The organism is Nocardia arseniciresistens, assembly GCF_046764875.1.
In the GTDB taxonomy this organism is placed as follows: Bacteria; Actinomycetota; Actinomycetes; order Mycobacteriales; family Mycobacteriaceae; genus Nocardia; species Nocardia arseniciresistens.
In genome coordinates this window covers 166,212-190,995 of the sequence record NZ_JBKORD010000011.1, presented here as the reverse complement: position 1 = coordinate 190,995, position 24,784 = coordinate 166,212, and the positions used below count along the sequence as shown (strand labels likewise).

Genomic DNA, 24,784 nt, shown 5'->3' with positions numbered 1-24,784 from the left:
CGGGAGCGCACCGCGGACCGTCGGTGTGACGGCCCACGGGTTCGGGTGTGCGGTCGAGGCGGTGCACCAGTGACTGGTCGACGCCGTCGGCCCTGCACACAGTGTCGATCTTGGTTCCTCAACCCCACTCGAGGTCAAGTGGTCAGTCGGTGAGCAAAAGGGCCGCGACAGCAGCGGTTGTCGCGATGGTTGCCAGGGCGAGGCCGGTGAGGACGAAGCGGAGCATGGGGACTCGGACCTTGTGGCTGCGGCAGAATTCGAGGCAGAGCAGGGTGGCGAGGGACGCCCACGGCGTGACCAACGGGGCGACATTCGTGCCGATGAGCAAGGCCAGCAGCTGGTTTCGATTCTCCTCCGGTACGACGGACTCGCCCGCGGTGTAGGCGGGCAGGTTATTGGCCACATTGGACAACGTCGCGCCCGCGCCCGCCGCGCGGTACGCGCCGAGCGCGCCGGGGTCGGCCCCGATCAGCCGGCCCATGGCCTCCGACAACCCGAACCTGCTCAGCGTGGGCAGCACCAGGAACAGTCCGACCACGAAAACCAGTAGCCGCCAGGGGATCAGCGATAGGCGCAGCGATGAACGGTCGAATATGGCGAAGGCCGCCACCGCGATGGCCGCGGCAAGGGTGGCGGCGATGCCGATGCTATCGCCGACGAACGGGATGGCCAGGATGAACAGCACGCACGCGCCCGCCGTCGTGTACAGCAGCGCGCGTTGGGTGCCGTTCTCCGGACGGACCGGCTCCGGCGGCACATAGCGGTCCGCGTCGCGCAGGCCGCGTCGCCAATACCAGACCCACAGGCAGATCATCGTCGCCGCGATCGACACCAGCTGCGGCGCCCACATGCGTGCGGCGAAATGGGTGGTATCCAACGCGACTCGGTTCGCGGCGAGCAGATTGGTGAGATTGGAAACCGGCAGCAGCAGGCTCGCGGTATTGGCCAGCCACAGTGTGGTCATCGCCAGCGGTAACGGTGGAATCCTGGCGGGTATCGCGAGTGCGAGCATGACCGGTGTGAGCAGCACCGCGGTGGTGTCCAGATTCAGCAAGATCGTGGTCGCCGATGCGAACAGCACACACAGCCCGAACAGCGCCGGATAGTGGCCGCGGCCGACGATGGCGATGCGATGGGCGATCACATCGAAAACCTTGGCCTGCCTGGTGAGCTCGGCCAGCACGATCACACTGCCGAGGAACAGCAAAAGCGGACCGATCCGCCGCATATTGTCGGCCGCCTCGGCCTTGGGTAGCAGCCCGGTCGCCACGCACAGCAGTCCGGCAACCAGCAGTCCGAGTCGCACCGAGTCCAGCGTGCTCAGCCGCCATCGTGACGGTGGTTCGGTCGATGGCGGTTTCCGTGCGGAGGAGACGATTTGCTCGGGCACGTTCACCATCCTCTCAGCAGGGGCCATGCGGCCGCGGTTCAGCTTCCGAGTTGGCCAGGCAGTGGCAGGGTAGCGGGTGGTGGCGTCGCTCGACCCCACGGAGCGCGACGATCATGCCTCTCCTGCAACGGTTTCCGAGATGTGCGCTAACTCACGGGCCGCTATTGACGGTGCCATTGGTCAACGGTACGTTATGTGAGTCACGATTGGTGGTGTCGATAACAGACGGGGATTCGGTTCCCCGGAGAGTGCCGGTCGAGCCGAACATCGCCGGGTTCGTGATGGTGTTTGCTCCCCGAACCAAAGGACGTGTTTCGTCATGGTCGCCATTAGCCTCGGTCTCGTATTTCTGTTCATCTTGGTCTCCGGTGGGCTGCGGTCCATCGAAGTCGGGTGCCAGAACACCCAGAAGATCCACGTGCAGAACATGTGGCTGTGCGCGGTGTTCTCCTACGCCGTCGCGCTGGCCGGATTCCTGATTTTCCTCGCGGTATCCAGGGTGGTCTCTCCTTCGGCGTTGCCGAGCCTAGATGACCTGCGAAACATGCCGTGGTGGGCGCCGTTCGGTGGCTTGATCGGCGGTGTCGCGGTGGTCGGCATGATCACCGTCGCCAAGTATGTCGGCGTCGCGATGTTCAACGCGGTTGTCATCGTGAGCGAGATGCTGGTCGCGCTGGTGATGGACCACCTGGGGCTCATGGGGTTCGCCGCCAGGGAATTGACCCCGCCGCGCCTGGTCGGCGCCGTGTTGATCACGGTCGCGGTCTATCTGATGGCCAGCGACACGACGAAGCGAGAACCCGCCTCGCCCACCACCGTGCCTGCCGAAGGGATCTTCCGATGACCACCACGACTACCACCACCGAGCCCGAGCCACGCACGACGCTGCCGCGCTCGGCACTTGCCCTGGTCTTCGTGTTCCTGTTGGTCGGCGGCGCGTTGCGATCCGTCGAGGCCGGGTGTCAGAACACGCTGAAGCTGGCGCTGGACAACGTGTGGCTTTGCGGAGTGATCTCCTATGCCGTTGCCCTCACCGGCGTCGGTGTCATTCTCATTGTCTCGCTGGTATTTTCGTCCACCCGGCAATTGCCGACCCGCGCCGCTATCGCCGCCATGCCCAAGTGGGCGCCGCTGGGTGGTCTTACCGGCGGCGCGGCGATCTTCGCCATGATCACTGTCGCCTCCAGCGTCGGTATCGGCACCTTCAACGCCTTGATCATCGGTGGACAGATGTTTCTCGCCACCGCGATGGACCACTACGGAGTGATGGGTTTCCCGCGACGCAGGATAAATGCCAAGCGAATCGGCGCGTGCGCCATGATCATCGTCGGCTCCTACCTGATGGCGAAGTACTGATGGTGCTGTACCGCGCCGCTCACTTCGCCCGTGGCCCAGCCTGATTCGAGCGGTTCGGTCAACCGATCGGCTCTGTCGTAGGGGTGGCCACCCAGCCTGCGACCACAGCAAGGCCGGTTGGCCGGTGCACCGCGATGAAGCCGAACGGGCGGTCGAAGGCGACGGAGACCGTGGTGACGAGGCGTTGGGGCGGAAGGCTTGCCGCCCGCGCCATATCGAACGCGGTGACCGCCGCCGCCTCGAATCCGGTTCGGGTGAATCTGGCGAGGACCTCCTGTGCGCCCTGCGCCACGTACAGCGGGTCGGGGGAGATCTCGGGGAAGTGGCCGTAGCTGCTGTCGGTCGCTGTTGTCAGGCCGAACAGTTCGGGCTGCGCACAGAGGTCGTGCCCCGATCGGATCTCGAAGGGCGGCAGTCGAACTTCGAGCAGATCTCGCCGAGATCTCCCGGTGTGCTTGCGCACCGTGAGGCCAGGGCCGACGGTTGCGTCGGGGATTTCGGTGCGGATCGGGACCGCACCGCTCAACGCGTCGAGACCGGCCGCGAGAACGACCTCCGGTGTCGCCGCGCCGAGGAGGAGGTGTACGTCCACGTCGGCCGTGCCGGTGACGACCACCCGGGTGATCGGTGTCGGTCCATCGAGGATCGCGGCATCGGTGAGGCGAGTGGTGACGCGGGCGAGGCCGGGTCCTCGGTGCCCGCGCCACGGGCCGGTGTCGAACGCCGATTCGACGGCCTCGAACGGTGTTTCCCAGCTGGTCTTCGCCGCAAGGGCGGTGGCGAGGACCAGCAAGGTGTCGCGATCGATCCGCAGCGGGAACTTCTCGATGAGCCCACCGGTGTGCCGTGTGGCCCAGTCGTCGAGAACAGCTTGTTCGCCGAGTCGGTCGATGGTGCCCGCAGGTAAACGTCGAACCCAATCCTGGTGCAGCGGTAGGTCATCGCGCACCCATAGGCCGAGTGCGGCCGATACATCCTCGGCGTCGGACAGCGTGCGCAGCAGCTCGAGCGCCGCGGAAGCAGCCACATCGGCGGACACTCCGATCGCGGCTTCCAGTTCCGACCGCGCCTGCCCGTCCGCGGCCGCCGCGAGCAGCGCCAGCAGCGGCCACAAACCGGCACCGGATACGACGAAGTCATCGGTACCGGCTGCGGAGCACCACCGCGCGGTCAGATCATTGGTCGCGATTACATGCGGCGCCACAGATGTCTGCACCGCACCCACGTTATGCGCAATCGGCCCCGAGGACGGTCTGTCGCCACGAGACAGGGGTTAGGACTTTCATGCGTCGAGCGACTCAGGGCGGAGGATGATCTTGCCGATGGGGGAGCGATCCTCGACGAGCTGATGGGCTTTGCTCGCTTCGCTCAACGGGAGGATCGCGTCCACGAGCGCGTCGAGGGTTCCGGAGGCTGCTCGCTCGAGTGTCGCGGTACGAGCCTTGGCGACTCGAGCGAGCCAGTCCGGGCCCGCGCAGCCGGTGAGGGTCAGGCCGCGAGAGAGTAGGTCGGCGACGCCTACCTGTGCCGGTGCGCCGGAGAGCCAGCCGTAGCTGAGCATCCGGCCGCGCAGCGGTGTCATGGTGGCGAGTACGTCGACGGCGGTGCTGCCTCCGATCGAGTCGAAGACGACGTCGATCGTGGCGTCGCCGAGGGCTTCGCGCAGTCGGCTCGGCCAGTGCGGGTCATTATGGTCGATCACTTCGTCCGCGCCGAGATCCCTTGCTCTCGCGGCTTTTTCGGTTCCACCCGCCGTCGCGATGACGCGGGCCGCGCCGTATTCCTTCGCGAGTTGCGTCAGCGCGCTGCCGACGCCCGTCGCGGCCGCCTCGATCAACACCGTCTCGGTGCCGGTCATGGCCGCGGTTTCCAGTAGCGGCAGCGCTACCGATCCGCTCATAAGCACCGAGGCCGCGTCGGCCACCGAAAGCCCATCCGGAATTCGGAGCGCGGAACCCGCTGGCGCACACACTAATTCGGCGTATGACCCGAAACCTGTGGTCTCCACGACAACTCGCTCTCCGATGAGCTCGGCTGCCACCCCTTCTCCGACCTCGACGACCACGCCTGCCGCCTGAAAGCCGAACACCAGCGGCGGCTCGATGGGCGTCGGGAACTGTCCCGAGCGCAGCATGGTCTCGGGGAACAAGACCGGAATCGCCTCGGCGCGGATCACCAGCTCGCCGGGGCCCGGCCGCGGCGCGGGAACCTCTCCAGCGACCAGGACCTCGGGTCCGCCGATGCCCGTCATTACGATTGCCTTCATTGATAACTCCATAACTTGACTGTCGGTCCAGATGTTGGCAACAATATGGACCGGCGGTCAAGTTGTCAACGAAGGTGGTGGAATGGCCGACGAACGCCCAAAGGAGCGAGCGGATGCGGCGCGTAACCGGCGGGCGATCCTCGAAGCGACCGCCGCGCTGCTCGCCGAACACGGCGCGGACGCGTTGACCATGGATCGGGTCGCGGCCGCGGCGGGGGTGGGTAAGGGCACGATCTTCCATCGCTTCGGCAACCGCGCGGGACTGCTGCACGAGATGATCGCCGAGACCACCTTCGCGCTCATGGACGCCGTCCGCACCGGCCCGCCGCCGCTCGGGCCCGGGGCCCCCGCGGATGCGCGGCTGCTGGCCTTCTTCGACGCATTCGTGCGAATGATGACCGACAACATCGAAGTGACCGTCGCCTATCTCCAGGGCCCGCCGCACCCGCAGGCCGCCGAGATCCACGAATTCTGGGACGAGCACATCGCCGCGCTGCTGCGCGAGGCCCGGCCGGACCTGGACGCCGAGGTGGTCGGCAGGTTGCTGTTCGGAGCCCTCGGTGCCGCGATGGTGCCGCAGATGGCTCGCGCGGGCGAGACGGAGCGACTGCTCGGTGCGGTCCGGGAACTGGTCGAGTCGGTATTGATTATCCGCTGAGTCGGCGCTCGGTCAGTCGTGCGCCAGGATCGCGTCGAAACGTTCGTCGGCACGGTCGAGCTGGTCGAGGATGTGGCGCTTGACGTGCTCGGCGAGCGGGGTGTCCGCACGAGTGACGAGCTCGCGGTAGACGTCGGTCAGCGGGCGGTATTTGGTGGCGAGCTTCTCCATGTGCGGTCCGTCGGCATACAGGATGCCTACCCCGTTGTCGGTGAAGTCGGAGAGCTTCACCACCCGGGCCAACGGTGCGCGATCGAGATTGGCCGCGATATGCGCTCGGTACTGGATGTGCCGGTCGATCGACGGGTCGGGCTCCGGATTCGTTACGGCGGCAACGATATCGGCCACTCGCGCACCGAATCGGTCGGTCAGCTCGGCCAGCGCGGCGGTGGTCGCGGGTCCTTGGCGGTCGCCCGCCAGTTCGGTCGCGTGATCCTCGACCGCGTCGTGTAGCAGGCCGGCGGCAATCAAATCGGCGTCGCGGACCTCGTAGTGACTGATGATCCGAATCGCCACGCGCAGTAGATGGCTGAGATACGGCTCCCGGCCGTAGCGATCGTCGCGATGCAGCTGCTCGGCGAGGTCGAGGGCTCGGGTGAGCCGCTCGGTGTCCGGTAGCTCGGCGATCTCCAGCAGTAGTCGTTCACGCAGTCCGGATTCGCCGTAGACCTCGCTGATCGTATGCAGCGGCATCACGGCCAAAACCCCCGCCCCAGGATTGCTCATAGGGTCAATCTATCGGTGCGGCCGTCGTCGGCGCTGTGCTCTGTGCCACTGCGATGAGGGGGTACCGGAATATACCCAGCCGGGAAAATGCGTTGCCGGGGCTCGCGGCTCATGGTGTCCTTGGTAGGCACGCGAGGCATGAACTGGAGGTAACCGTGGCCGCGCAAGACAAGCGGCCGCGACGAGGTTCGGCCGCCGACGAGATGTTGAAATTGCACCGGCGCACCATGGTGCTCGACGGCCGTGTCTACACGGTGATCAGCCTGCGCCCCGGCAGCGATTTCCGCTTCTCCACCAATCATTTTCACGACACCTGGCACGTTCTGTCGGACTGGCGCGGTGCACGGGTCCTCGCCAGGCTGCTCTGGGGTCTCGCGTATCAGCGGCGATCCGGCACCTTGATCGTGATCGACCCCGAACACCTGGACCCGAACCCTTTCGACGCCGCGCCCGCCGATCCGATCGTTGTGGTGCCCTCGGAGCGGACGGTCTTCACCCGCGCCGCCGCCGTCGCGCTGCGACGACAACTCCCGTTCCGGCAGCGTTCGGAGGGCACCGTGCGCTGGCAGACCTTCGGCTTGCGGCAGGCGGTGGACGAACTGCGCGAATGGCGCGCACTCGGCCCCGGCGAGCGGATCTGGCCGCACCGGGATCGCTCGGCCGTACCGGCCTGGGTCGATCGCCTGGGCGGGCTGGTCACGATCTTCGGCGCTCCCGATCAATTGCGCAGCTGGGCAACCGATCTGGCGACACTGGGCACCTATGCCACAGACGGGATGGACTACACCTATCTCGACGAGGCCGACTACACCGGTGAGGTACAGATATTCCGCCAGTATCGGCGAAAGGTGAGCCTCGCGAGCCAGGCGCGCGCCGAGGTGCTCGCACGAGCGGACGGCGACGCCGAGGAGTTGGACCGCGCAATTTGGTCGCAGGCCGCGACAATTCGGCGCCGCCGCTTCCCGGCAATCGAGCAGCCCACGGTCACCGACTGATCGCGCGCTTCGCCTTCAACACGACATACCGCGCGATCATCAGCGCACGTTGCGAGGGCGGAATTGGATGCTGATCCGTGGTCCCGCCGGTTTCCGCGTCTTGGGTACGGCGTGTTCCCAGGTGCGCTGGCAGGAGCCGCCCATGACCAGTAGGTCGCCGTGGCCGACGGCGTAGCGGAGGCTCTCGCCGCCGCCGCGTGGCCGCAGCAGCAGCGCGCGCGGTGCGCCGACCGAGAGGATCGCGACCATGGTGTCGTGGGTGGCGCCGCGGCCGGAGGTATCGCCGTGCCAGGCGACGCTGTCGCGCCCGTCGCGGTAGTAGCACAGGCCCGCCGTCTCGAAAGGTTCGCCGAGCTCGCGCCGATAGTGGCTGCTCAAGGCGTCGCGCGCATCGTCGAGTATCGGATCGGGTAGCGCTCGGTTTTCTTCATAGAAGTGCAGAAGTCGCGGCACGTCCACCACCCGGTCGTACATCGGCCGCCGCTCGGCCTGCCACGGCACCTCGTCGACAAGCCTCTCGAACAATGTGTCCGCACCGCTGAGCCAGTTCGGCAGCACATCCACCCACGCGCCGCCGCTCAGCGGTGTTCGCCGGATCCGGTCGAGCGTTTCGAGGTGGACATCGTCGAACCCGTCGAGCAGCGAACCCTGGAATGGTGTCGACATGAGTTCGAATCTACGTCTGATCGAACGTATGTGCTAGTCCTTCGGCGCAAACCGCGACCGCCTGTAGTCGAATGGACCCAACCGGTCCGTGGCGTGAATCAAGGACGCCCGAGAAGGGCGGTGCCTCCCAACCGCGCCGGTCGGGAGGCACGCTGTAGGCTGCTTGCCGTAAGAGACATCCTTTAACGGACCGTCCGGTGAGGCGGGGAAGGAGGTCGGCATGGCCGTGCCCGAAGATCGGGCCGCCAAGTCGGGCGCTGGCGAGGGATCGCAGCGACACACACCCGAATGGGTAGAGGCGGGACGCGAGTTGTTGTCGCCGTCGGATGTCGGCAGGACCATTGCACGTATCGCACACCAAATCATCGAGAAGACCGCCCTGGATTCGGGCGATCCCGACGCGCCGCGCGTCGTGTTGATCGGCATCCCGACCCGCGGTACCACTCTCGCCGTCCGGCTCACCGACAAGATCGAGGAATTCTCCGGTGTCCGCCCGGCGCTCGGCTCACTCGATATCACTCTCTACCGCGACGATCTACGCAGCCGCCCGCACCGGCCACTCGAGCGCACCTCGGTGCCGGAGGGCGGCATCGAGGACGCGCTGGTAGTGCTCGTCGATGACGTGCTGTTCTCCGGCCGAACCGTGCGCTCCGCACTGGACGGACTGCGCGACCTCGGCAGGCCGCGCAGCGTGCAGTTGGCGGTGCTCATCGATCGCGGCCATCGCGAACTCCCGATCCGCGCCGACTTCGTCGGTAAGAACGTGCCGACCTCGCGCAGCGAAGACATCTCGGTACTTTTCACCGAACACGATGGCCGCGACGGCGTCTACCTGCATCAGGAGGACGAGTCGTTGTGAGGCATCTGCTGACAGTGACCGATCTCGATCGCGCCACTGCTACGGAATTGCTCGACGAGGCCGAACGTTTCGAGCAGGCCCTGCTCGGACGTGAGGTGCGCAAACTACCGACCCTGCGTGGACGCACGGTTATGACGGTGTTCTACGAGAACTCCACCCGGACCAGGGTGTCGTTCGAGGTGGCAGGCAAGTGGATGAGCGCCGACGTGATCAACGTCAGTGCGAGCAGTTCCTCGGTCTCCAAGGGCGAATCCCTGCGCGACACCGCAATGACGCTGCACGCCGCGGGCGCCGACGCGCTCATCGTGCGCCACCCCGCCTCCGGCGCGGTACACCAGATCGCGCGCTGGATGGATGCATGGGCGGTGCAGTCGGGCCGCGGCTCGGGCCCGGCGATCATCAACGCGGGCGACGGCACCCACCAGCACCCGACCCAAGCGCTGCTGGACGCGTTGACTCTGCGGCAGCGCCTCGGCGACATCGAGGGCAAGCGTGTGGTGATCGTCGGCGACATCCTGCACAGCAGGGTCGCTCGCTCGAATGTCTTCTTGCTGGCCACTCTCGGCGCCGAAGTGGTGCTCGTCGCGCCGCGCACGCTGCTACCGATCGGCGCGGACAGCTGGCCCGCGCGGATCTCCAACAGCCTCGACGCCGAATTGCCCGGCGCCGACGCGGTGTTGATGCTGCGCGTGCAAGCGGAGCGCATGAACGGCGGGTTTTTCCCTTCGGCCCGCGAATACTCCGTGCACTACGGACTTTCGGAGCGCCGGATGGCGCTACTCGACGAGCATGCGGTGATCCTGCATCCGGGCCCGATGCTGCGCGGCATGGAAATTGCCTCGCCCGTTGCGGACTCGTCGAAGTCCGCGATCTTGCAACAGGTGACGAACGGAGTGCATATGCGGATGGCCGTGCTTTTCCGGTTGCTGGTCGGCACCCAGGAGACGGTGGCATGAACGAGTTGCTACTGCAGGGTGTTCGGCCGTACGGCGAGGGAGAGCCGGTCGACGTACTGGTGCGCGATGGTGTGATCGCCGCGATCGGTACCGATCTACAGACGAGCGCCGACACCGAGGTGATCGCGGCGCGGGGCCAGGTCCTGCTGCCCGGCTTCGTCGATCTGCATACACACTTGCGTGAACCGGGTCGCGAGGACACCGAGACCATCGAATCCGGTTCCGCCGCGGCCGCACTCGGTGGATACACCGCCGTGTTCGCGATGGCCAACACCGACCCCGTCGCCGACTCGGTGGTCGTCACCGACCATGTGTGGCGGCGTGGCAAGGAGGTCGGACTCGTCGACGTCTACCCGGTGGGTGCGGTCACCGTCGGGCTGGAGGGCAAGCAGCTCGCGGAGATGGGCACCATGGCGGCGGGCGTCGGCGCGGTGCGCATGTTCTCCGACGACGGTCACTGCGTGTACGACCCACTGCTGATGCGTCGCGCGCTCGAGTACTCGAACACATTGGGCGTGCTCATCGCGCAGCACGCGGAGGAGCCGCGGCTGACCAAGGGTGCGATCGCGCACGAGGGCCCGACCGCCGCCCGGCTCGGCCTCGCAGGCTGGCCGCGTGCCGCCGAGGAGTCGATCGTGGCCCGCGACGCGCTGCTCGCCCGCGATGCCGGTGCCCGCGTGCACATCTGCCACGCCTCCACCGCGGGGACCGTCGAGCTGGTCAAATGGGCCAAGGCGCAAGGTATTTCGATCACCGCCGAGGTCACCCCGCACCACCTGCTGCTTGATGATTCGCGGCTGGAAACCTACGACGCGGTCAACAAGGTGAACCCGCCGCTGCGCGAGGCCTCCGACGCGGCGGCGCTGCGTCAGGCGCTCGCCGATGGTGTCCTCGATTGCGTCGCCACCGACCACGCTCCGCACGCCGAACAGGACAAGTGCTGCGAATTCGCCGTCGCGCGACCCGGCATGCTCGGCCTGGAGACCGCGCTGTCGATCATCGTCCAGACCATGGTCGAGCCAGGTCTGCTGGACTGGCGTGGCGTCGCGCGGGTGATGAGCGAGCGCCCCGCCGAAATCGTCGGACTCGACGAACACGGCAGGCCCATCGAGGTCGGCGAACCGGCCAACCTCACGCTGGTCGACCCGCAGGCGTCATGGACGGTGCGAGCCACCTCGCTCGCGAGTATCTCGAACAACACGCCGTTCGAGGCGATGACCTTCCCGGCCCGAGTGACAACGACGTTGCTCAGGGGCGTGATTACCGCCCGCGAGGGCAAAGCGGTGGGGAACCGTGCGGAGGCGTAGATGAGTATCCCGCAGGATGCAGGAGGTCCGTAAGTGGAAAGAACGCTGTGGGTTGTCGGACTGCTTGCGCTGTTCGTGCTGTGTGTCTGGCTGATGTACCGAGGCTGGCGAAACCGAGCCGCGCGCCAAGAGGCGAGCATCGGTGAGCTGCCCGGCGTGCCCGCCGACTGCGGCGCGCAACTGCTGGAGCCGACCACCGGAATTTATCTCGGCAGCACCATCGCGCCCAGCTGGCAGGACCGGATCGCGGTGGGCGACTTGGGCTTCCGTGCCACAGCGGAACTCACGAGGTTCGAACGCGGAATTCTGCTCGAGCGCGACGGTGCCACGGTGATCTGGATTCCGCAGGAATCCATCACCGCCGTGCGCACCGAGCGCGGGCACGCGGGCAAGGTCATGACGGAAGATGGTGTGCTGGTAATTCGCTGGAAGCTGCCCACCGGAACCGAGATCGATACCGGTTTCCGTGGCGACGACAAGACGGTGTACCCGGCTTGGCGAGCGGATCCGACCAGAGCGACGACGGGAGAAGAAGAGTGAACGCAGGATCGCGCAGCGATTCGTTGGGAGGCGGCGGTCGGGAGACGGGCGGGCACGTCGAGGCAGCAGCTCTCGTACTGGAAGACGGGCGGGTGTTCCGCGGCACCGCCTACGGTGCCGTGGGCGAGACGCTCGGTGAGGCGGTGTTCTGCACCGCGATGACCGGGTACCAGGAGACCCTCACCGACCCCAGCTATCACCGGCAGATCGTGGTGGCCACGGCCCCGCAGATCGGCAACACCGGGTGGAACGACGAGGACGACGAGTCCTCGAAGATCTGGGTCGCGGGCTACGCGATCCGCGATGCCTCGCGCGTCGCGTCGAACTGGCGAGCCACCGGGACCCTGCAGGATCAGCTGGATCATCAGCAGGTCGTCGGCATCGCGGGCATCGACACCCGCGCTCTCGTACGCCATCTGCGTACCCGCGGTTCGATGAAGGCGGGCATTTTCTCCGGTGCCGCCCTCGCCGACGCCGAGGAGTTGCTGGCCAGGGTGAACGGTCAGGCCTCGATGCTCGGCGCGGATCTGGCCAAAGAGGTCAGCACCGGTGAGCTGTACACCATCGAGCCCGCCGGCGACCCCCGCTTCACCGTCGTCGCGGTCGATCTCGGCATCAAGACCAACACTCCGCGCATGTTCGCCGAGCGCGGGATGCGGGTGCACGTGGTGCCATCGACCACCTCGCTCGACCAGATTCTGGAACTGAACCCGAACGGGGTGTTTCTGTCCAACGGTCCCGGTGACCCGGCCACCCAGGACGGCGCGGTCGCGATCACCAAGGGCGTGCTGGAGAAGGGGGTGCCGCTGTTCGGCATCTGCTTCGGCAATCAGATCCTCGGCCGCGCGCTCGGGCGCAAGACCTACAAGATGAAGTTCGGCCACCGCGGCATCAACATCCCGGTCATCGAGAAGGAGACCGGCCGCATCTCGATCACCGCGCAGAACCATGGCTTCGCACTCGAGGGTGAGGCGGGGGAGCAGTTCGATACGCCCTTCGGGCGCGGCGAGGTCAGTCATGTCTGCGCCAACGACGGCACCGTTGAAGGTGTCCGCCTTGTCGACGGTCGCGCGTTCTCTGTGCAGTACCACCCGGAGGCCGCCGCGGGACCCCACGACGCCGCTTATCTCTTCGACCGTTTCGCCGGTCTCATGGAAGGAGCCTGATGCCACGCCGCAAGGATCTCGAGCACATCCTGGTGATCGGCTCTGGCCCGATCGTTATCGGGCAAGCCTGCGAGTTCGACTATTCCGGCACTCAGGCGTGCCGCGTGCTGCGGGCCGAGGGCCTGCGGGTTTCGCTGGTGAACTCCAACCCGGCGACCATCATGACCGATCCCGAGTTCGCGGATGCCACCTACGTGGAACCGATCACGCCGGAGTTCGTCGAGAAGGTCATCGAAAAGGAGCGTCCCGACGCGATTCTCGCCACCCTCGGCGGGCAGACCGCGCTGAATACCGCTGTCGCCCTGCATGAGCGCGGTGTGCTGCAGAAATACAATGTCGAGCTGATCGGCGCCGACTTCGACGCCATCCAGCGCGGTGAGGACCGGCAGAAGTTCAAGGACATCGTCGCCAAGGTCGGCGGCGAAAGTGCCCGCTCTTCGGTGTGTCACACCATGGACGAGGTGCGCGCCACCGTCGCCGAGCTCGGCTTCCCAGTGGTTGTGCGGCCGTCGTTCACCATGGGCGGCCTCGGCTCCGGCATGGCTTACAACGACGGCGATCTCGACCGCATCGCGGGCGGCGGGCTCGCCGCATCGCCCACCGCGAACGTGCTCATCGAGGAATCCATCCTCGGTTGGAAGGAATTCGAGCTCGAGCTGATGCGCGACAGCCGCGACAACGTCGTGATCGTCTGCTCGATCGAGAACGTGGACCCGATGGGCGTGCACACCGGTGACTCGGTCACCGTCGCCCCGGCCATGACCCTCACCGACCGCGAGTACCAGAAGATGCGCGATCTCGGTATCGCCATCCTGCGCGAGGTCGGCGTCGACACCGGCGGCTGCAACATCCAGTTCGCGGTGGACCCGGCCGACGGCAGGCTCATCGTCATCGAGATGAACCCGCGCGTCTCGCGCTCGTCCGCATTGGCCTCGAAGGCAACGGGTTTCCCGATCGCCAAGATCGCCGCCAAGCTGGCTATCGGCTACACCCTGGACGAGATCGTCAACGACATCACCAAGGAAACCCCGGCTTGCTTCGAGCCGACCCTCGACTACGTGGTCGTCAAGGCGCCCCGGTTCGCCTTCGAGAAATTTCCCGGCGCCGACCCCACGCTGACCACCACCATGAAGTCGGTGGGCGAGGCAATGTCGTTGGGCCGCAACTTCTCCGAGGCTCTCGGTAAGGTGCTGCGTTCGCTGGAGACCAAGGCCGCCGGCTTCTGGACGCAAGCAGATGGAAAGTGGGCACCGACCGAAGGTGGCGACGCGAAAGCGGTCGCCACGGCCGTCGAGGCCATCCTCGAAGACCTGCGTACCCCGACCGAGGGACGCATCTACCAGGTGGAGCGCGCGCTGCGCCTCGGCGCGAGCATCGAGGAGGTGGCCAAGGCTTCCGGTATCGACCCGTGGTTCGTTGCCGAGGTCGCCGGGCTCGTCGAACTGCGTCAGGAAATCATCGACGCGCCCGTGCTCGACGAGACGCTGCTGCGTCGCGCCAAGCACTACGGCCTTTCCGATGGCCAGATCGCCGCTCTGCGAGCCGAACTCGCGGGCGAGACCGGCGTGCGGACGCTGCGGCACCGGCTCGGGATCCGACCGGTCTTCAAGACCGTCGACACCTGCGCCGCCGAGTTCGAGGCCAAGACCCCGTACCACTACTCGACCTACGAGCTGGACCCCGCAGCGGAGTCCGAGGTGGCGCCGCAGCGCGAGCGCGAGAAGGTGATCATCCTCGGTTCCGGCCCGAACCGGATCGGCCAGGGCATCGAGTTCGACTACTCGTGTGTCCATGCGGCAACGACCCTGTCGCAGGCCGGGTACGAGACGGTGATGGTCAACTGCAACCCCGAGACCGTCTCCACCGACTACGACACCGCCGACCGGCTCTACTTCGAGCCGCTGACCTTCGAGGATGTGCTCGAGGTCTTTCACGCGGAGTCCGAATCCGGCACCGTCGCGGGCGTCATCGTGCAGCTGGGCGGGCAGACCCCGCTCGGTCTCGCGCAGCGGCTCACCGACGCGGGTGTCCCTGTCGTCGGCACCAGCGCCGCAGCCATCGACCTGGCCGAGGACCGTGGCGAGTTCGGTGACGTACTCGTCGCCGCCGGCCTGCCCGCGCCGAAGTACGGCACCGCGACCACCTTCGCACAGGCCAAGAAGATCGCCGCGAGCATCGGCTACCCGGTGCTTGTCCGGCCGTCCTACGTGCTCGGCGGGCGCGGCATGGAGATCGTCTACGACGAGCAGTCCCTCGAGGGCTACATCTCCCGCGCCACCGAGCTCAGCCCCGAGCACCCGGTGCTTGTCGACCGGTTCCTGGAAGACGCCATCGAGATCGACGTCGACGCACTGTGCGACGGCGAAGAGGTCTACCTGGGCGGCGTGATGGAGCACATCGAAGAGGCGGGTATCCATTCCGGCGACTCCGCATGCGCGCTGCCGCCGATCACCTTGGGCCGCAGCGATATCGAAGCTGTGCGCCGCTCCACCATCGCGTTGGCCAAGGGGATCGGCGTCAAGGGGCTGCTCAACGTGCAGTACGCGCTCAAGGACGACGTGCTCTACGTGCTGGAGGCCAATCCACGCGCCAGCCGCACGGTTCCGTTCGTCTCCAAGGCGACGGCAGTGCCGCTGGCCAAGGCCGCCGCGCGGATCACCATGGGCGCCACCATCGCCGAACTCCGCAAGGAGGGCATGCTGCCCGCCGAGGGCGACGGCGGCCACGTCCCGCTGGACGCGCCGGTCGCGGTGAAGGAAGCGGTGCTGCCGTTCCACCGGTTCCGCAAAGCCGATGGCACCGGGGTGGATTCGCTGCTCTCGCCGGAAATGAAGTCCACCGGTGAGGTCATGGGCATCGACGCCGACTTCGGGACCGCCTTCGCAAAGAGCCAGGCCGCGGCCTATGGTTCGCTGCCGACCGAGGGCACCGTGTTCGTCTCGATCGCCAACCGTGACAAGCGGGCCATGGTGTTCCCCGTGAAGCGCCTGCACGACCTGGGATTCCGCATCCTTGCCACCGAGGGCACCGCGGAAATGCTGCGCCGCAACGGTATTCCGTGCGAGCAGGTCCGCAAGCACTCGGACCCGGAACCCGGCGGCGAGGTGCCGATCGCGTCGATCGTGGAGCAGATTCGCGACGGCGAGGTCGACATGGTGTTCAACACGCCCTACGGCAACTCCGGGCCACGCGTGGACGGCTACGAAATCCGCACCGCCGCAGTCGGTGTGAACATTCCCTGCATCACCACGGTGCAGGGTGCCGCCGCAGCCGTGCAGGGCATCGAGGCGACCATCAACGGCGGCATCGGGGTGCGCTCGCTGCAGGAACTGCATTCGGCGCTTCGTGGCTGAGGATCGCTCGAACGACACAGGAGACGGTGCGATGAAGACGTTCGGTAACCGTCTGCGGCACGCGATGCGGCATTTCGGGCCGCTGTGCGTCGGCATCGACCCGCATCCGCAACTGCTCGACGCGTGGGGCCTGAGCGACGATGTCGACGGTCTCGAAGCGTTCGCCGAGACCTGCGTCGAGGCCTTCGACGGTCGCGTCGCGCTCGTCAAGCCACAGGTGGCGTTCTTCGAGGCCTACGGGTCGGGTGGCATGGCGGTGCTGGAGCGCACGATCAGCGTGCTGCGTGCCTCCGGCACCCTGGTGCTCGCCGACGCCAAGCGCGGTGACATCGGTTCCACCATGGACGCCTATGCCCGCGCCTGGCTCGGTGACGGCGCACTCGGCTCTGACGCGGTGACAGTGTCGCCGTACCTCGGATTCGGGTCGCTCGAACCGGCATTCGGCCTGGCCGGGCAGAACCACCGCGGTGTCTTCGTGCTGGCCGCCACCTCGAATCCCGAAGGCGCCCAGCTACAGCGCATCACCGACGTCGACGGCAGGACCATCGCCCAAACCGTGGTCGATGCGGCGGCCGACCGCAACGCGGGTGCCGAATTCGGTTCCGTCGGCGTCGTTGTCGGCGCCACCCTGACCGACGCCCCCGACTTGAGCGAACTCAACGGTCCGATCCTGATGCCCGGCGTCGGCGCACAGGGCGGGGGAGTGGACTCCATCCGCGCCCTTGTCCCCGCCGCCAGCTTCGGCGCGGCCGTGCCCGCCGTCTCACGCGCAGTGCTCGCGGCGGGCCCGTCGGTCTCCGCGCTGCGCGCGAGGACAGCGGAGCTCCAGGAAGAGTTCGCGTTCCTACAGCACTGAGCCGCCGAGGTCGGTTCGGGTAGAACTGATCTCGTCCCCGCCTGGAACGAGGCCGGGCAACTGTTCGGCGATCGATCCGTCGAGCTGAATCCGTCCTTTGTCCACCAGTCGCATCACGACGGTCGCGACGAATGTCTTTGTGACGCTGCCGATTCGGAAGTGGACATCGGTGTCGAGCGGTCCACGATCAGTGCGGCCGATTCTGTTCGCCGCCCAGGTCAGAGCGTTCGCGCCGTTCGACACACGCAATCAGAGGTCCGTAGCCGGCGTGGCCGCGATGCGCGCCACGGTAGCGGCCAGCGCATTATCCCGCGGCGCGGCGGCGACCTGCGCGGACGTCCGCATCGACGCGACGATCACGGCAGCGAACTCACAGGCATCGTGGCTGGGCGATGGATGTGATGGAGACGATGGGCAGTCCAGCGTCGGTCGATCCGGTTCGCCTGCAACGCCCGCTTCGCTGTCACCGAGGGGGCAAGCTGCGGTTGTCGAAGATTCGGGGACATTCTGCGGTGTGCTGTACATCACCCGCAGCGCGGCGGAGAAGCATAACGACGCCATCTTCGCTGAGCTCGAGCGCGCCGAGGGCAGCGCGCAATCGCCACGTGCCGGCCATCCTCGAGTATCTCCGTGCCGACGCCGCCGCGACATGATCAACAAGGGCCGTCTGGGCGGCTGGCGGCCCAGCTGCGCCCGTTTCGAGCCGTGACCGCACCTGAGTGTGGTCGCGGCGATCAGGCGGGCTGTGCGATCGATTCGGTCTTCCCGCGGAAACCGAGGCCGTCGTTTTCGGCGTTCCGCACACCCCGACACGCGAAAGGCAACGCGACACGCGGAAAAATCCGAGAAAGTTCCTGGTCGGACGCGCGCCCAGTTGCTGGGGTCACGCGCGGTGTCGCCGCTATCCCTTCGCTAACCCACTTTATTACCGAAAACTCCCTGCGTACGGGGCATTTCGATGTTTCGGCAGTAGGATCGACGCAGCGAGTGAGAGTGCATGTCGATCCGGTCGCGTCCACCTCTACGACATCGGCGAATCATGCGCTGACCTGGGGGGTGGGTTCGCAATCGCGCAAGGTCGTGGGTACGGTCGCTGAGACTGCTGGGTTACCGGCAGGAGTTAATGCAATGAACGATGAGACGGAGGAACCGTGGCCCTTCCCCAGCTGACTGACGAGCAGCGCGCCGCTGCTTTGGAGAAGGCGGCGGCTGCTCGCCGCGTTAGGGCGGAGCTCAAGGAGCGCCTGAAGCGTGGTGGCACCGACCTGAAGCAGGTCCTCACCGATGCTGAATCCGATGAGATTCTCGGCAAGATGAAGGTGTCTGCGCTGCTGGAGGCACTGCCCAAGGTGGGCAAGGTCAAGGCGGCGGAGATCATGACCGAATTGGAGATCGCCCCCACCCGGCGTCTGCGCGGACTGGGCGACCGGCAGCGCAAGGCGCTGCTCGCCCGATTCGACTTCGCCTGACAACGAAGGTGATCGGAAACACGCGGAAGGGTCGGCTGGTTGTACTGGTCGGCCCCTCGGCCGTGGGCAAGTCGACTGTGGTGCGCTGCGTCCGTGAGCAGCTGCCCCATTTGGTCTTCAGTGTCTCGGCGACGACCCGGGCCCCGAGGCCGGGGGAGGTCGACGGCGAAGACTATCGGTTCGTCACCCGGGAGGAATTCGACGCCATGATCGAGGCGGGCGAACTACTCGAGTGGGCGGACATCCACGGAGGATTACAACGTTCCGGTACCCCAGCGGGTCCGGTGCGCAAGGCAATGGCCGCAGGACTGCCGGTGCTCGTCGAGGTAGACCTCGAGGGCGCGCGGTCGGTACGCAAGGCCATGCCCGAGGCGCTGCTGGTGTTCCTCGCCCCGCCCAGCTGGGATGAATTGGTCGCCCGGCTCCGGTCGCGTGGCACCGAATCGCCCGAAGTCATCGAGCGCAGGCTGGAAACCGCCAGGACCGAATTGGCGGCCTGTGACGAGTTCGACATCGTCATAGTGAACGACGAGGTGACCAGCGCGTGTGAGCAGTTGGTATCGTTGTTTGTTAGCACAAATTCGAGTTCGTGACCCTTACCCCGCAGGAGCGCCCCTAGTGAGCAGTACGGACATCAAGCCCGCCCCGGCATATGACACTCCGATCGGCCTGACCAACCCGCCGATCGACGAGCTGCTGGAGCGCACCTCGTCCAAGTACGCCCTGGTCATCTACGCAGCCAAGCGGGCACGCCAGATCAACGACTACTACAACCAGCTGGGCGACGGCATCCTGGAATACGTCGGTCCGCTGGTCGAGCCGGGTCTGCAGGAGAAGCCGCTTTCGGTCGCGATGCGCGAGATCCACTCCGATCTGCTCGAGCACACCGAAGGCGAGTAGCTCGAGCCGGACGCAGTGACCACACATAGGCCGGAGGCGTAAGTGACACGGATCGTCGTCGGCGTCGGCGGAGGGATCGCCGCCTACAAAGCCTGCTCGATAGTGCGCCGGTTCACCGAGACCGGGCATCAGGTTCGGGTGATCCCCACCGAGTCGGCGTTGCAGTTCGTCGGCAAGGCCACCTTCGAGGCATTGTCCGGGAACCCGGTGAATACCGGTGTCTTCGCGGACGTGCCCGAGGTACCCCATGTGCGGCTCGGCCAGGAGGCGGACCTTGTGGTCATCGCCCCCGCGACCGCCGATCTGATGGCGCGCGCCGCGAGCGGCCGCGCCGACGACCTGTTGACCGCCACGCTGCTGACTGCCCGATGTCCGGTCGTGTTCGCGCCCGCGATGCACACCGAGATGTGGCAGCACCCGGCCACCATCGCCAATGTCGCGACGCTGCGTGCGCACGGTGCGATCGTCATGGAACCCGCGTCGGGCCGGCTCACCGGCACCGACACCGGGCCTGGCCGGTTGCCCGAGCCCGAGGAAATCTTCGGGCTTGCCATGTTGCTGCTCGAGCGCGCCGACGCGATCCCTCGTGATCTGGAGGGCCGCCGTGTGGTGATCACGGCGGGCGGCACCAGGGAACCGTTGGACCCGGTGCGTTTCCTCGGCAACCGCAGCTCCGGCAAGCAGGGCTATGCGTTGGCACGTGTCGCCGCTCAGCGCGGCGCGCAGGTCACCCTGATCGCGGGCAACACCATCGAGATGGCCGCGCCCGCCGCGGTCGACCTGGTGCACATCACCACCGCCGAACAGCTCAAGACGGCCGTCGACAAGCACGCGGTCGGCGCCGACGCGGTGATCATGGCAGCGGCGGTCGCGGATTTCCGGCCGACCAATGTGGCCGCGGCCAAGATCAAAAAGGGCGCGGGCGAGCCGAATGTGATCGAGCTGACCAAGACCGACGACATCCTCGCCGGTCTGGTGCAGTCGCGACGCGATGGCGAGCTGGCGGGCACCACGATTGTCGGCTTCGCCGCGGAGACCGGTGACGACCAGGGCGATGTGCTCACCTACGCGCGCGCGAAGCTGGCTCGCAAGGGTTGCGATCTGCTGGTCGTGAACGCGGTCGGCGAGGGTAAGGCGTTCGAGGTCGACACCAACGACGGCTGGCTGCTCGGTGCGGATGGCACCGAGCAGGCACTCGATCACGGGTCGAAGGCGCTGCTGGCAAGTCGCGTGCTCGACGCACTGCATCCGCTGTTGCGCTGAGCTCTTGTGCGCCGATGCCTCGGTGCGTTCGAGTCCTGTTGCGGCACTGCACGGATTGCGGTGTCGCGGTAATCACCGACGCGGACCGGTCGGTCGCGGTGGGAGATATTCAGGCAAGCGACGCCATGTCGGGATGAAGTTCCGGTGCAGCGCCTCGATCACCAAATAGTCTGAGACAGCGTCTGGGCGCGAGCCCATCGCGTCGGTGGTTTGGAATAGTCTGAGGTGAAGGGTTGCGCGGTGGCGGCATCACGCTACTGTCGCAAACCGATACGAGTAACCCGTTGAGGGAGAGGGAAGAACTGTGCGCACGTCCGGCAGCCGGCTATTCACCAGTGAGTCCGTGACCGAAGGTCATCCGGACAAGATCTGTGATGCCATCAGCGATTCCATCCTCGACGCATTGCTCGCGGAAGACCCGCGCAGCCGGGTCGCGGTGGAAACCCTCGTGACGACCGGTCAGGTCCATGTCGCGGGCGAGGTCACCACCTCCGCTTACGCGGACATCCCGCACATCGTGCGCGAGAAAATCCTCGAGATCGGATACGACTCGTCCGCAAAGGGTTTCGATGGAAACTCCTGTGGCGTCAACATCGCCATCGGCGCCCAGTCGCCGGATATCGCGCAGGGTGTCGATACCTCGCACGAGGCGCGCACCGCGGGCTCCGACGACGAGATCGAGCGGCAGGGCGCCGGTGATCAAGGCCTTATGTTCGGCTATGCGACCACCGACACCCCCGAGCTCATGCCGCTGCCGATCGCACTGGCACACCGCCTCTCGCGCAGGCTCACCGAGGTCCGCAAGTCCGGCGTGCTGCCCTACCTGCGCCCGGACGGCAAGACCCAGGTCACCATCGAATACGATGGCGACCGCCCGGTACGCCTCGATACGGTCGTCATCTCCACCCAGCACGCCGCCGATATCGACCTGGACAATCTGCTCGCTCCCGATATTCGCGAGAAGGTCCTCGACGCGGTGCTCGCCAACCTCGGCCTGCCCAGTCTCGACATCGCGAACGTCCGACTGCTGGTCAACCCCACCGGCAAGTTCGTGCTCGGCGGCCCGATGGGTGACGCGGGCCTGACCGGTCGCAAGATCATCGTCGACACCTACGGCGGCATGGCCCGCCACGGCGGCGGCGCGTTCTCCGGAAAGGACCCGTCGAAGGTCGACCGCTCGGCCGCTTACGCCATGCGCTGGGTCGCCAAGAATGTCGTCGCGGCCGAACTGGCCGAGCGCGTCGAGGTCCAGGTCGCCTACGCCATCGGCAAGGCAGCCCCGGTCGGCCTGTTCGTGGAGACCTTCGGCACCGAGAAGGTCGACCCGCTGCGCATCTCCTCGGCCATCACCGAGGTCTTCGACCTGCGCCCCGGCGCGATCATCCGCGACCTCGACCTGCTGCGCCCGATCTACGCGCCGACCGCCGCGTACGGCCACTTCGGCCGCACCGACGTCGATCTGCCGTGGGAGCACACCGATCGCGCCGACAAGCTGCGCGCGGCAATCGGCCTGTAAGTCGACCTGGCCCGCGTGAACCGACCCACGGCGGACCTCCCCGCCACACCCGCGGACGCTGCGTCCGCGGGAGCAAAGGCGGCGCACGATTCCACAGCAGCGGGAGCACCCATCGCACGGGTGCTCCCGCTGCTGTCGCCCGCGCACCTCGACCGCGACTTCGACTACCTCGTTCCACCCGGGTTGGACGCCATCGCCCAGCCCGGTGTGCGAGTCCGCGTCCGCTTCGCAGGCCGCCTCGTAGACGGCTACCTGCTTGCCAGGCTTGCCCGCAGCGACCACTCCGGCAAGCTGGTCGAACTCGAACGGGTCGTCTCTCCCGAGCGCGTCCTGACCCCCGAAATCCTGCGACTGGCCACCGCCGTCGCCGCCCGCTACGCAGGCACCCGCGCCGACGTCCTTCGCCTCGCCATCCCACCCCGCCATGCCCGCACCGAAACCGGCGGGTCGAAGAAGTCGACCGAACCGATTGCGGCGCAAGAAGATTCCGATGCAGTCGAAGGTGCGTCATCGGAGAGACCGGACGGATCCGCCGATGACGCTGCTCGGATCGACGGATCCACCGATGCTGCCCGTCGTGATGCTGTTGGGTCAAAGCTTGCGAGTTCGGTCACAGCGCAGGTGAATTCCGTTGCCTCTGTTTCGGATTCGCGCCGATCGGACGGTCTTGCCGCGACGAGCGCGGACGGAGCGACCGAGACGGCATCCGGCCACGAAAGTCGGCACGATCGTGCACCCAGCGTCGTTTCCATCGATTCGGCTGCGGTCGAGGTGGATTCGGAGGTCGATGTCGGTGTCGAGCCGGCGGCGACTTCGAATGCGGCGGCATCCACTGCCGCGCTGCCTGTCGATCCGACCCCGTGGGAGCGGTACATCCATGGGACCGCGTTCCTGACCGCGCTGGGGTTGGGGCGCGGGCCGCGGGCGGTGTGGCAGGCGCTGCCCGGCGAGGATTGGGCGCGGCGGCTTGCGGAATTGGCCGCTGTGGTTGTCGGGAGTGGACGCAGTGCGATCCTGATGGTGCCGGATCAACGGGATCTGGATCGGGTGCTCGCGGAATGTGTTCGGCTGGTGGGGGATTCGGCTGTGGGGTTGGCGGCGGGGTTGGGGCCCGCCGCGCGGTACCGGCGGTGGCTCGCGGCCTTGCGCGGTACCGCCGAGGTGGTGGTCGGGACGCGCAGTGCGGTGTTCGCGCCCACAAGAAATCTGGGTCTGATCGCGATCTGGGATGACGGTGACGACACCTACGCAGAGCCGAGGTCGCCGTATCCACATGCGCGAGAGGTGGCGATGCTGCGGTCCCATGAGACGGGTGCGGCATTCATCGCGGCCGGTTTCGCGCGGACCGCGGAGGCGCAGGCCGTAGTCGATTCGGGGTGGGCGCACGATCTGGTGGCCGACCGCGGGCTGGTACGCAAGTTCTCGCCGCGGATCAGTGCGCCGGGCGATACCGATATGGCGCTGGAGCGTGATCCGGTCGCGCGGGCCGTGCGGATCCCCGGGGTGGCTTTCGCGGCCGCGCGCGCTGCGCTGAAAGAGGGGGCGGCGGTACTGGTTCAGGTGCCGCGGCGTGGTTATGTCCCGTCGCTGGCCTGCGCGAAATGCCGGACACCCGCGCGATGTCGGCACTGCAACGGGCCACTCGCGCTGCCGGAGGTCCGTTCGCAGGGCGACAATGTCGCGCACAGTCCGAGCTGCCGCTGGTGCGGCATCGTCGATGCGGCCTTCCGCTGCGCGAATTGTGGGTCGCGAGCCCTGCGTGCGGTGGTGATCGGGGCCGTTCGTACCGCGGAGGAGCTCGGTCGGGCCTTTCCCGGTGTGCCGATTCGTGGCTCCAGTGGCGGCGCGATGCTCGATACCGTCGAACCGGGACCGCAGGTCGTCGTCGCGACGGTGGGTGCTGAACCGGTGCTGCCCGGCGGCTACGGTGTCGCGCTGCTGCTCGACGGCTGGGCGCTGCTGAGCCGCGCCGATCTGCGCGCCGCCGAGGACACACTGCGCAGATGGATGTCCGCCGCCACCTTGGTTCGCGCGCACGGTCAGGTCATCGTCATGGCCGATCCGTCGATTCCCACCGTGCAGGCGTTGCTGCGCTGGGATCCGGTCGGCCATGCGCACGCCGAGATGGCCGGTCGCACCGAGGTCGGCTTCCCGCCCGCGGTCCGAATGGCGGCCATCGATGGATCCGCCGACGCCGTCACCGAACTACTCGCCGCCGCAACACTTCCCGATGGCGTCGACGTGCTCGGTCCGGTCCCGCTGCCACCCGGTGCACGCAAACCCTTTTCCGGCGACAGTCCCGCTGAGGTCGAACGCATGCTGTTGCGCGTCGATCGCAGCTACGGCGCAGCCTTGGCCCGCGCTCTCACCGCCGCCCAGGCGGTCCGCAGTACGCACCGCTCCGACGCGCCCCTGCGCGTCCAGATAGACCCGGTCGATATCGGCTGATCGTGGTGTCACATGGGCGCGACCGGTCCGCGAAGATCGGGCCCAGATTGTCGCCGCGACGAGCAAGTTCGAGATGCTTCCGTAAGTCCGCCGA

24 protein-coding genes are annotated in these 24,784 nt (G+C 66.9%); 18 read left to right on the top strand and 6 right to left on the bottom strand.

What is annotated here, in order from left to right:
• Positions 1–142: 142 nt before the first annotated feature.
• Positions 143–1,399, bottom strand: coding sequence for an ArsB/NhaD family transporter (locus tag ACLMAJ_RS21555; protein WP_412015690.1), 1,257 nt, complete (start codon positions 1,397–1,399; stop codon positions 143–145).
• Positions 1,400–1,709: 310 nt separating this feature from the next.
• On the opposite strand from ACLMAJ_RS21555, the gene ACLMAJ_RS21550 reads away from it, so the two are divergent.
• Positions 1,710–2,234 carry a DMT family transporter gene (locus ACLMAJ_RS21550; protein ID WP_412015579.1) on the top strand — a complete coding sequence of 175 codons (525 nt, stop codon included), beginning with the start codon at positions 1,710–1,712 and terminating at the stop codon, positions 2,232–2,234.
• Positions 2,231–2,746 carry a DMT family transporter gene (locus ACLMAJ_RS21545; protein ID WP_412015578.1) on the top strand — a complete coding sequence of 172 codons (516 nt, stop codon included), beginning with the start codon at positions 2,231–2,233 and terminating at the stop codon, positions 2,744–2,746. The genes ACLMAJ_RS21550 and ACLMAJ_RS21545 overlap by 4 nt, the downstream gene beginning before the upstream one ends.
• Before the next feature lie 58 nt (positions 2,747–2,804).
• On the opposite strand, the gene ACLMAJ_RS21540 is transcribed toward ACLMAJ_RS21545, so the two are convergent.
• On the bottom strand, positions 2,805–3,962 hold the full coding sequence (locus ACLMAJ_RS21540; RefSeq protein ID WP_412015577.1) for a serpin family protein: 1,158 nt from the start codon (positions 3,960–3,962) through the stop codon (positions 2,805–2,807).
• Positions 3,963–4,028: 66 nt separating this feature from the next.
• Positions 4,029–5,012 (bottom strand): quinone oxidoreductase family protein, encoded by a 984-nt coding sequence (locus ACLMAJ_RS21535; protein WP_412015576.1) that lies wholly within the window; start codon positions 5,010–5,012, stop codon positions 4,029–4,031.
• An 82-nt stretch (positions 5,013–5,094) separates the two neighbouring features.
• Between ACLMAJ_RS21535 and ACLMAJ_RS21530 the strand changes: the two genes are divergently transcribed.
• Positions 5,095–5,670 carry a TetR/AcrR family transcriptional regulator gene (locus ACLMAJ_RS21530; RefSeq protein ID WP_412015575.1) on the top strand — a complete coding sequence of 192 codons (576 nt, stop codon included), beginning with the start codon at positions 5,095–5,097 and terminating at the stop codon, positions 5,668–5,670.
• Positions 5,671–5,682: 12 nt separating this feature from the next.
• Here ACLMAJ_RS21530 and ACLMAJ_RS21525 read toward each other — a convergent pair whose 3' ends face one another.
• The gene (locus tag ACLMAJ_RS21525; protein WP_412015574.1) at positions 5,683–6,396 is read right to left on the bottom strand and encodes an HD domain-containing protein; all 714 of its coding nucleotides are present in this window, start codon (positions 6,394–6,396) and stop codon (positions 5,683–5,685) included.
• 155 nt (positions 6,397–6,551) lie between these two features.
• Here ACLMAJ_RS21525 and ACLMAJ_RS21520 point away from each other — a divergent pair, with 155 nt between their 5' ends.
• On the top strand, positions 6,552–7,391 hold the full coding sequence (locus ACLMAJ_RS21520) for a hypothetical protein (RefSeq protein WP_412015573.1): 840 nt from the start codon (positions 6,552–6,554) through the stop codon (positions 7,389–7,391).
• A 39-nt stretch (positions 7,392–7,430) separates the two neighbouring features.
• On the opposite strand, the gene ACLMAJ_RS21515 is transcribed toward ACLMAJ_RS21520, so the two are convergent.
• Positions 7,431–8,057: an alpha-ketoglutarate-dependent dioxygenase AlkB gene (locus tag ACLMAJ_RS21515; protein WP_412015572.1), complete on the bottom strand. Its 627-nt coding sequence runs from the start codon at positions 8,055–8,057 to the stop codon at positions 7,431–7,433.
• A gap of 220 nt (positions 8,058–8,277) precedes the next feature.
• Here ACLMAJ_RS21515 and pyrR point away from each other — a divergent pair, with 220 nt between their 5' ends.
• From pyrR to pyrF, 7 genes are read left to right on the top strand one after another with little or no spacing between them, the layout of a single operon-like run.
• A complete protein-coding gene (gene pyrR, locus ACLMAJ_RS21510) occupies positions 8,278–8,916 on the top strand; it encodes a bifunctional pyr operon transcriptional regulator/uracil phosphoribosyltransferase PyrR (RefSeq protein ID WP_412015571.1) in 639 nt (212 codons plus the stop codon).
• A complete protein-coding gene (locus ACLMAJ_RS21505) occupies positions 8,913–9,872 on the top strand; it encodes an aspartate carbamoyltransferase catalytic subunit (RefSeq protein WP_412015570.1) in 960 nt (319 codons plus the stop codon). The genes pyrR and ACLMAJ_RS21505 overlap by 4 nt, the downstream gene beginning before the upstream one ends.
• Entirely contained in the window at positions 9,869–11,179 is a 1,311-nt protein-coding gene (locus tag ACLMAJ_RS21500) for a dihydroorotase (protein WP_412015569.1), read from the top strand. The genes ACLMAJ_RS21505 and ACLMAJ_RS21500 overlap by 4 nt, the downstream gene beginning before the upstream one ends.
• A gap of 33 nt (positions 11,180–11,212) precedes the next feature.
• The gene (locus tag ACLMAJ_RS21495; protein ID WP_412015568.1) at positions 11,213–11,719 is read left to right on the top strand and encodes a PH-like domain-containing protein; all 507 of its coding nucleotides are present in this window, start codon (positions 11,213–11,215) and stop codon (positions 11,717–11,719) included.
• 23 nt (positions 11,720–11,742) lie between these two features.
• Positions 11,743–12,885: a glutamine-hydrolyzing carbamoyl-phosphate synthase small subunit gene (gene carA / locus ACLMAJ_RS21490; protein ID WP_412015689.1), complete on the top strand. Its 1,143-nt coding sequence runs from the start codon at positions 11,743–11,745 to the stop codon at positions 12,883–12,885.
• Positions 12,885–16,238 carry a carbamoyl-phosphate synthase large subunit gene (gene carB / locus ACLMAJ_RS21485; protein ID WP_412015567.1) on the top strand — a complete coding sequence of 1,118 codons (3,354 nt, stop codon included), beginning with the start codon at positions 12,885–12,887 and terminating at the stop codon, positions 16,236–16,238. The genes carA and carB overlap by 1 nt, the downstream gene beginning before the upstream one ends.
• Before the next feature lie 31 nt (positions 16,239–16,269).
• On the top strand, positions 16,270–17,094 hold the full coding sequence (gene pyrF, locus ACLMAJ_RS21480; protein ID WP_412015566.1) for an orotidine-5'-phosphate decarboxylase: 825 nt from the start codon (positions 16,270–16,272) through the stop codon (positions 17,092–17,094).
• Here pyrF and ACLMAJ_RS21475 read toward each other — a convergent pair.
• On the bottom strand, positions 17,083–17,337 hold the full coding sequence (locus ACLMAJ_RS21475; RefSeq protein WP_412015688.1) for a serine hydrolase: 255 nt from the start codon (positions 17,335–17,337) through the stop codon (positions 17,083–17,085). The genes pyrF and ACLMAJ_RS21475 overlap by 12 nt on opposite strands.
• A 271-nt stretch (positions 17,338–17,608) precedes the next feature.
• Between ACLMAJ_RS21475 and ACLMAJ_RS21470 the strand changes: the two genes are divergently transcribed.
• The 7 genes from ACLMAJ_RS21470 to ACLMAJ_RS21440 all read left to right on the top strand — a co-directional run bounded on the left by ACLMAJ_RS21470 (position 17,609) and on the right by ACLMAJ_RS21440 (position 24,690).
• On the top strand, positions 17,609–17,803 hold the full coding sequence (locus ACLMAJ_RS21470; RefSeq protein ID WP_412015565.1) for a hypothetical protein: 195 nt from the start codon (positions 17,609–17,611) through the stop codon (positions 17,801–17,803).
• A 442-nt stretch (positions 17,804–18,245) separates the two neighbouring features.
• Complete coding sequence (gene mihF / locus ACLMAJ_RS21465; protein ID WP_412015564.1) at positions 18,246–18,563, top strand: integration host factor, actinobacterial type; 318 nt, start codon at positions 18,246–18,248, stop codon at positions 18,561–18,563.
• An 8-nt stretch (positions 18,564–18,571) separates the two neighbouring features.
• The gene (gene gmk, locus ACLMAJ_RS21460) at positions 18,572–19,156 is read left to right on the top strand and encodes a guanylate kinase (RefSeq protein WP_412015563.1); all 585 of its coding nucleotides are present in this window, start codon (positions 18,572–18,574) and stop codon (positions 19,154–19,156) included.
• Between the two features lie 25 nt (positions 19,157–19,181).
• A complete protein-coding gene (gene rpoZ / locus ACLMAJ_RS21455) occupies positions 19,182–19,463 on the top strand; it encodes a DNA-directed RNA polymerase subunit omega (RefSeq protein ID WP_412015562.1) in 282 nt (93 codons plus the stop codon).
• A 42-nt stretch (positions 19,464–19,505) separates the two neighbouring features.
• Entirely contained in the window at positions 19,506–20,726 is a 1,221-nt protein-coding gene (gene coaBC, locus ACLMAJ_RS21450) for a bifunctional phosphopantothenoylcysteine decarboxylase/phosphopantothenate--cysteine ligase CoaBC (protein WP_412015561.1), read from the top strand.
• A gap of 304 nt (positions 20,727–21,030) precedes the next feature.
• Positions 21,031–22,242, top strand: a complete 1,212-nt coding sequence (metK, locus tag ACLMAJ_RS21445; protein WP_412015560.1) for a methionine adenosyltransferase — start codon at positions 21,031–21,033, stop codon at positions 22,240–22,242.
• Positions 22,243–22,353: 111 nt separating this feature from the next.
• A complete protein-coding gene (locus tag ACLMAJ_RS21440; protein WP_479725040.1) occupies positions 22,354–24,690 on the top strand; it encodes a primosomal protein N' in 2,337 nt (778 codons plus the stop codon).
• Positions 24,691–24,784 lie beyond the last annotated feature (94 nt).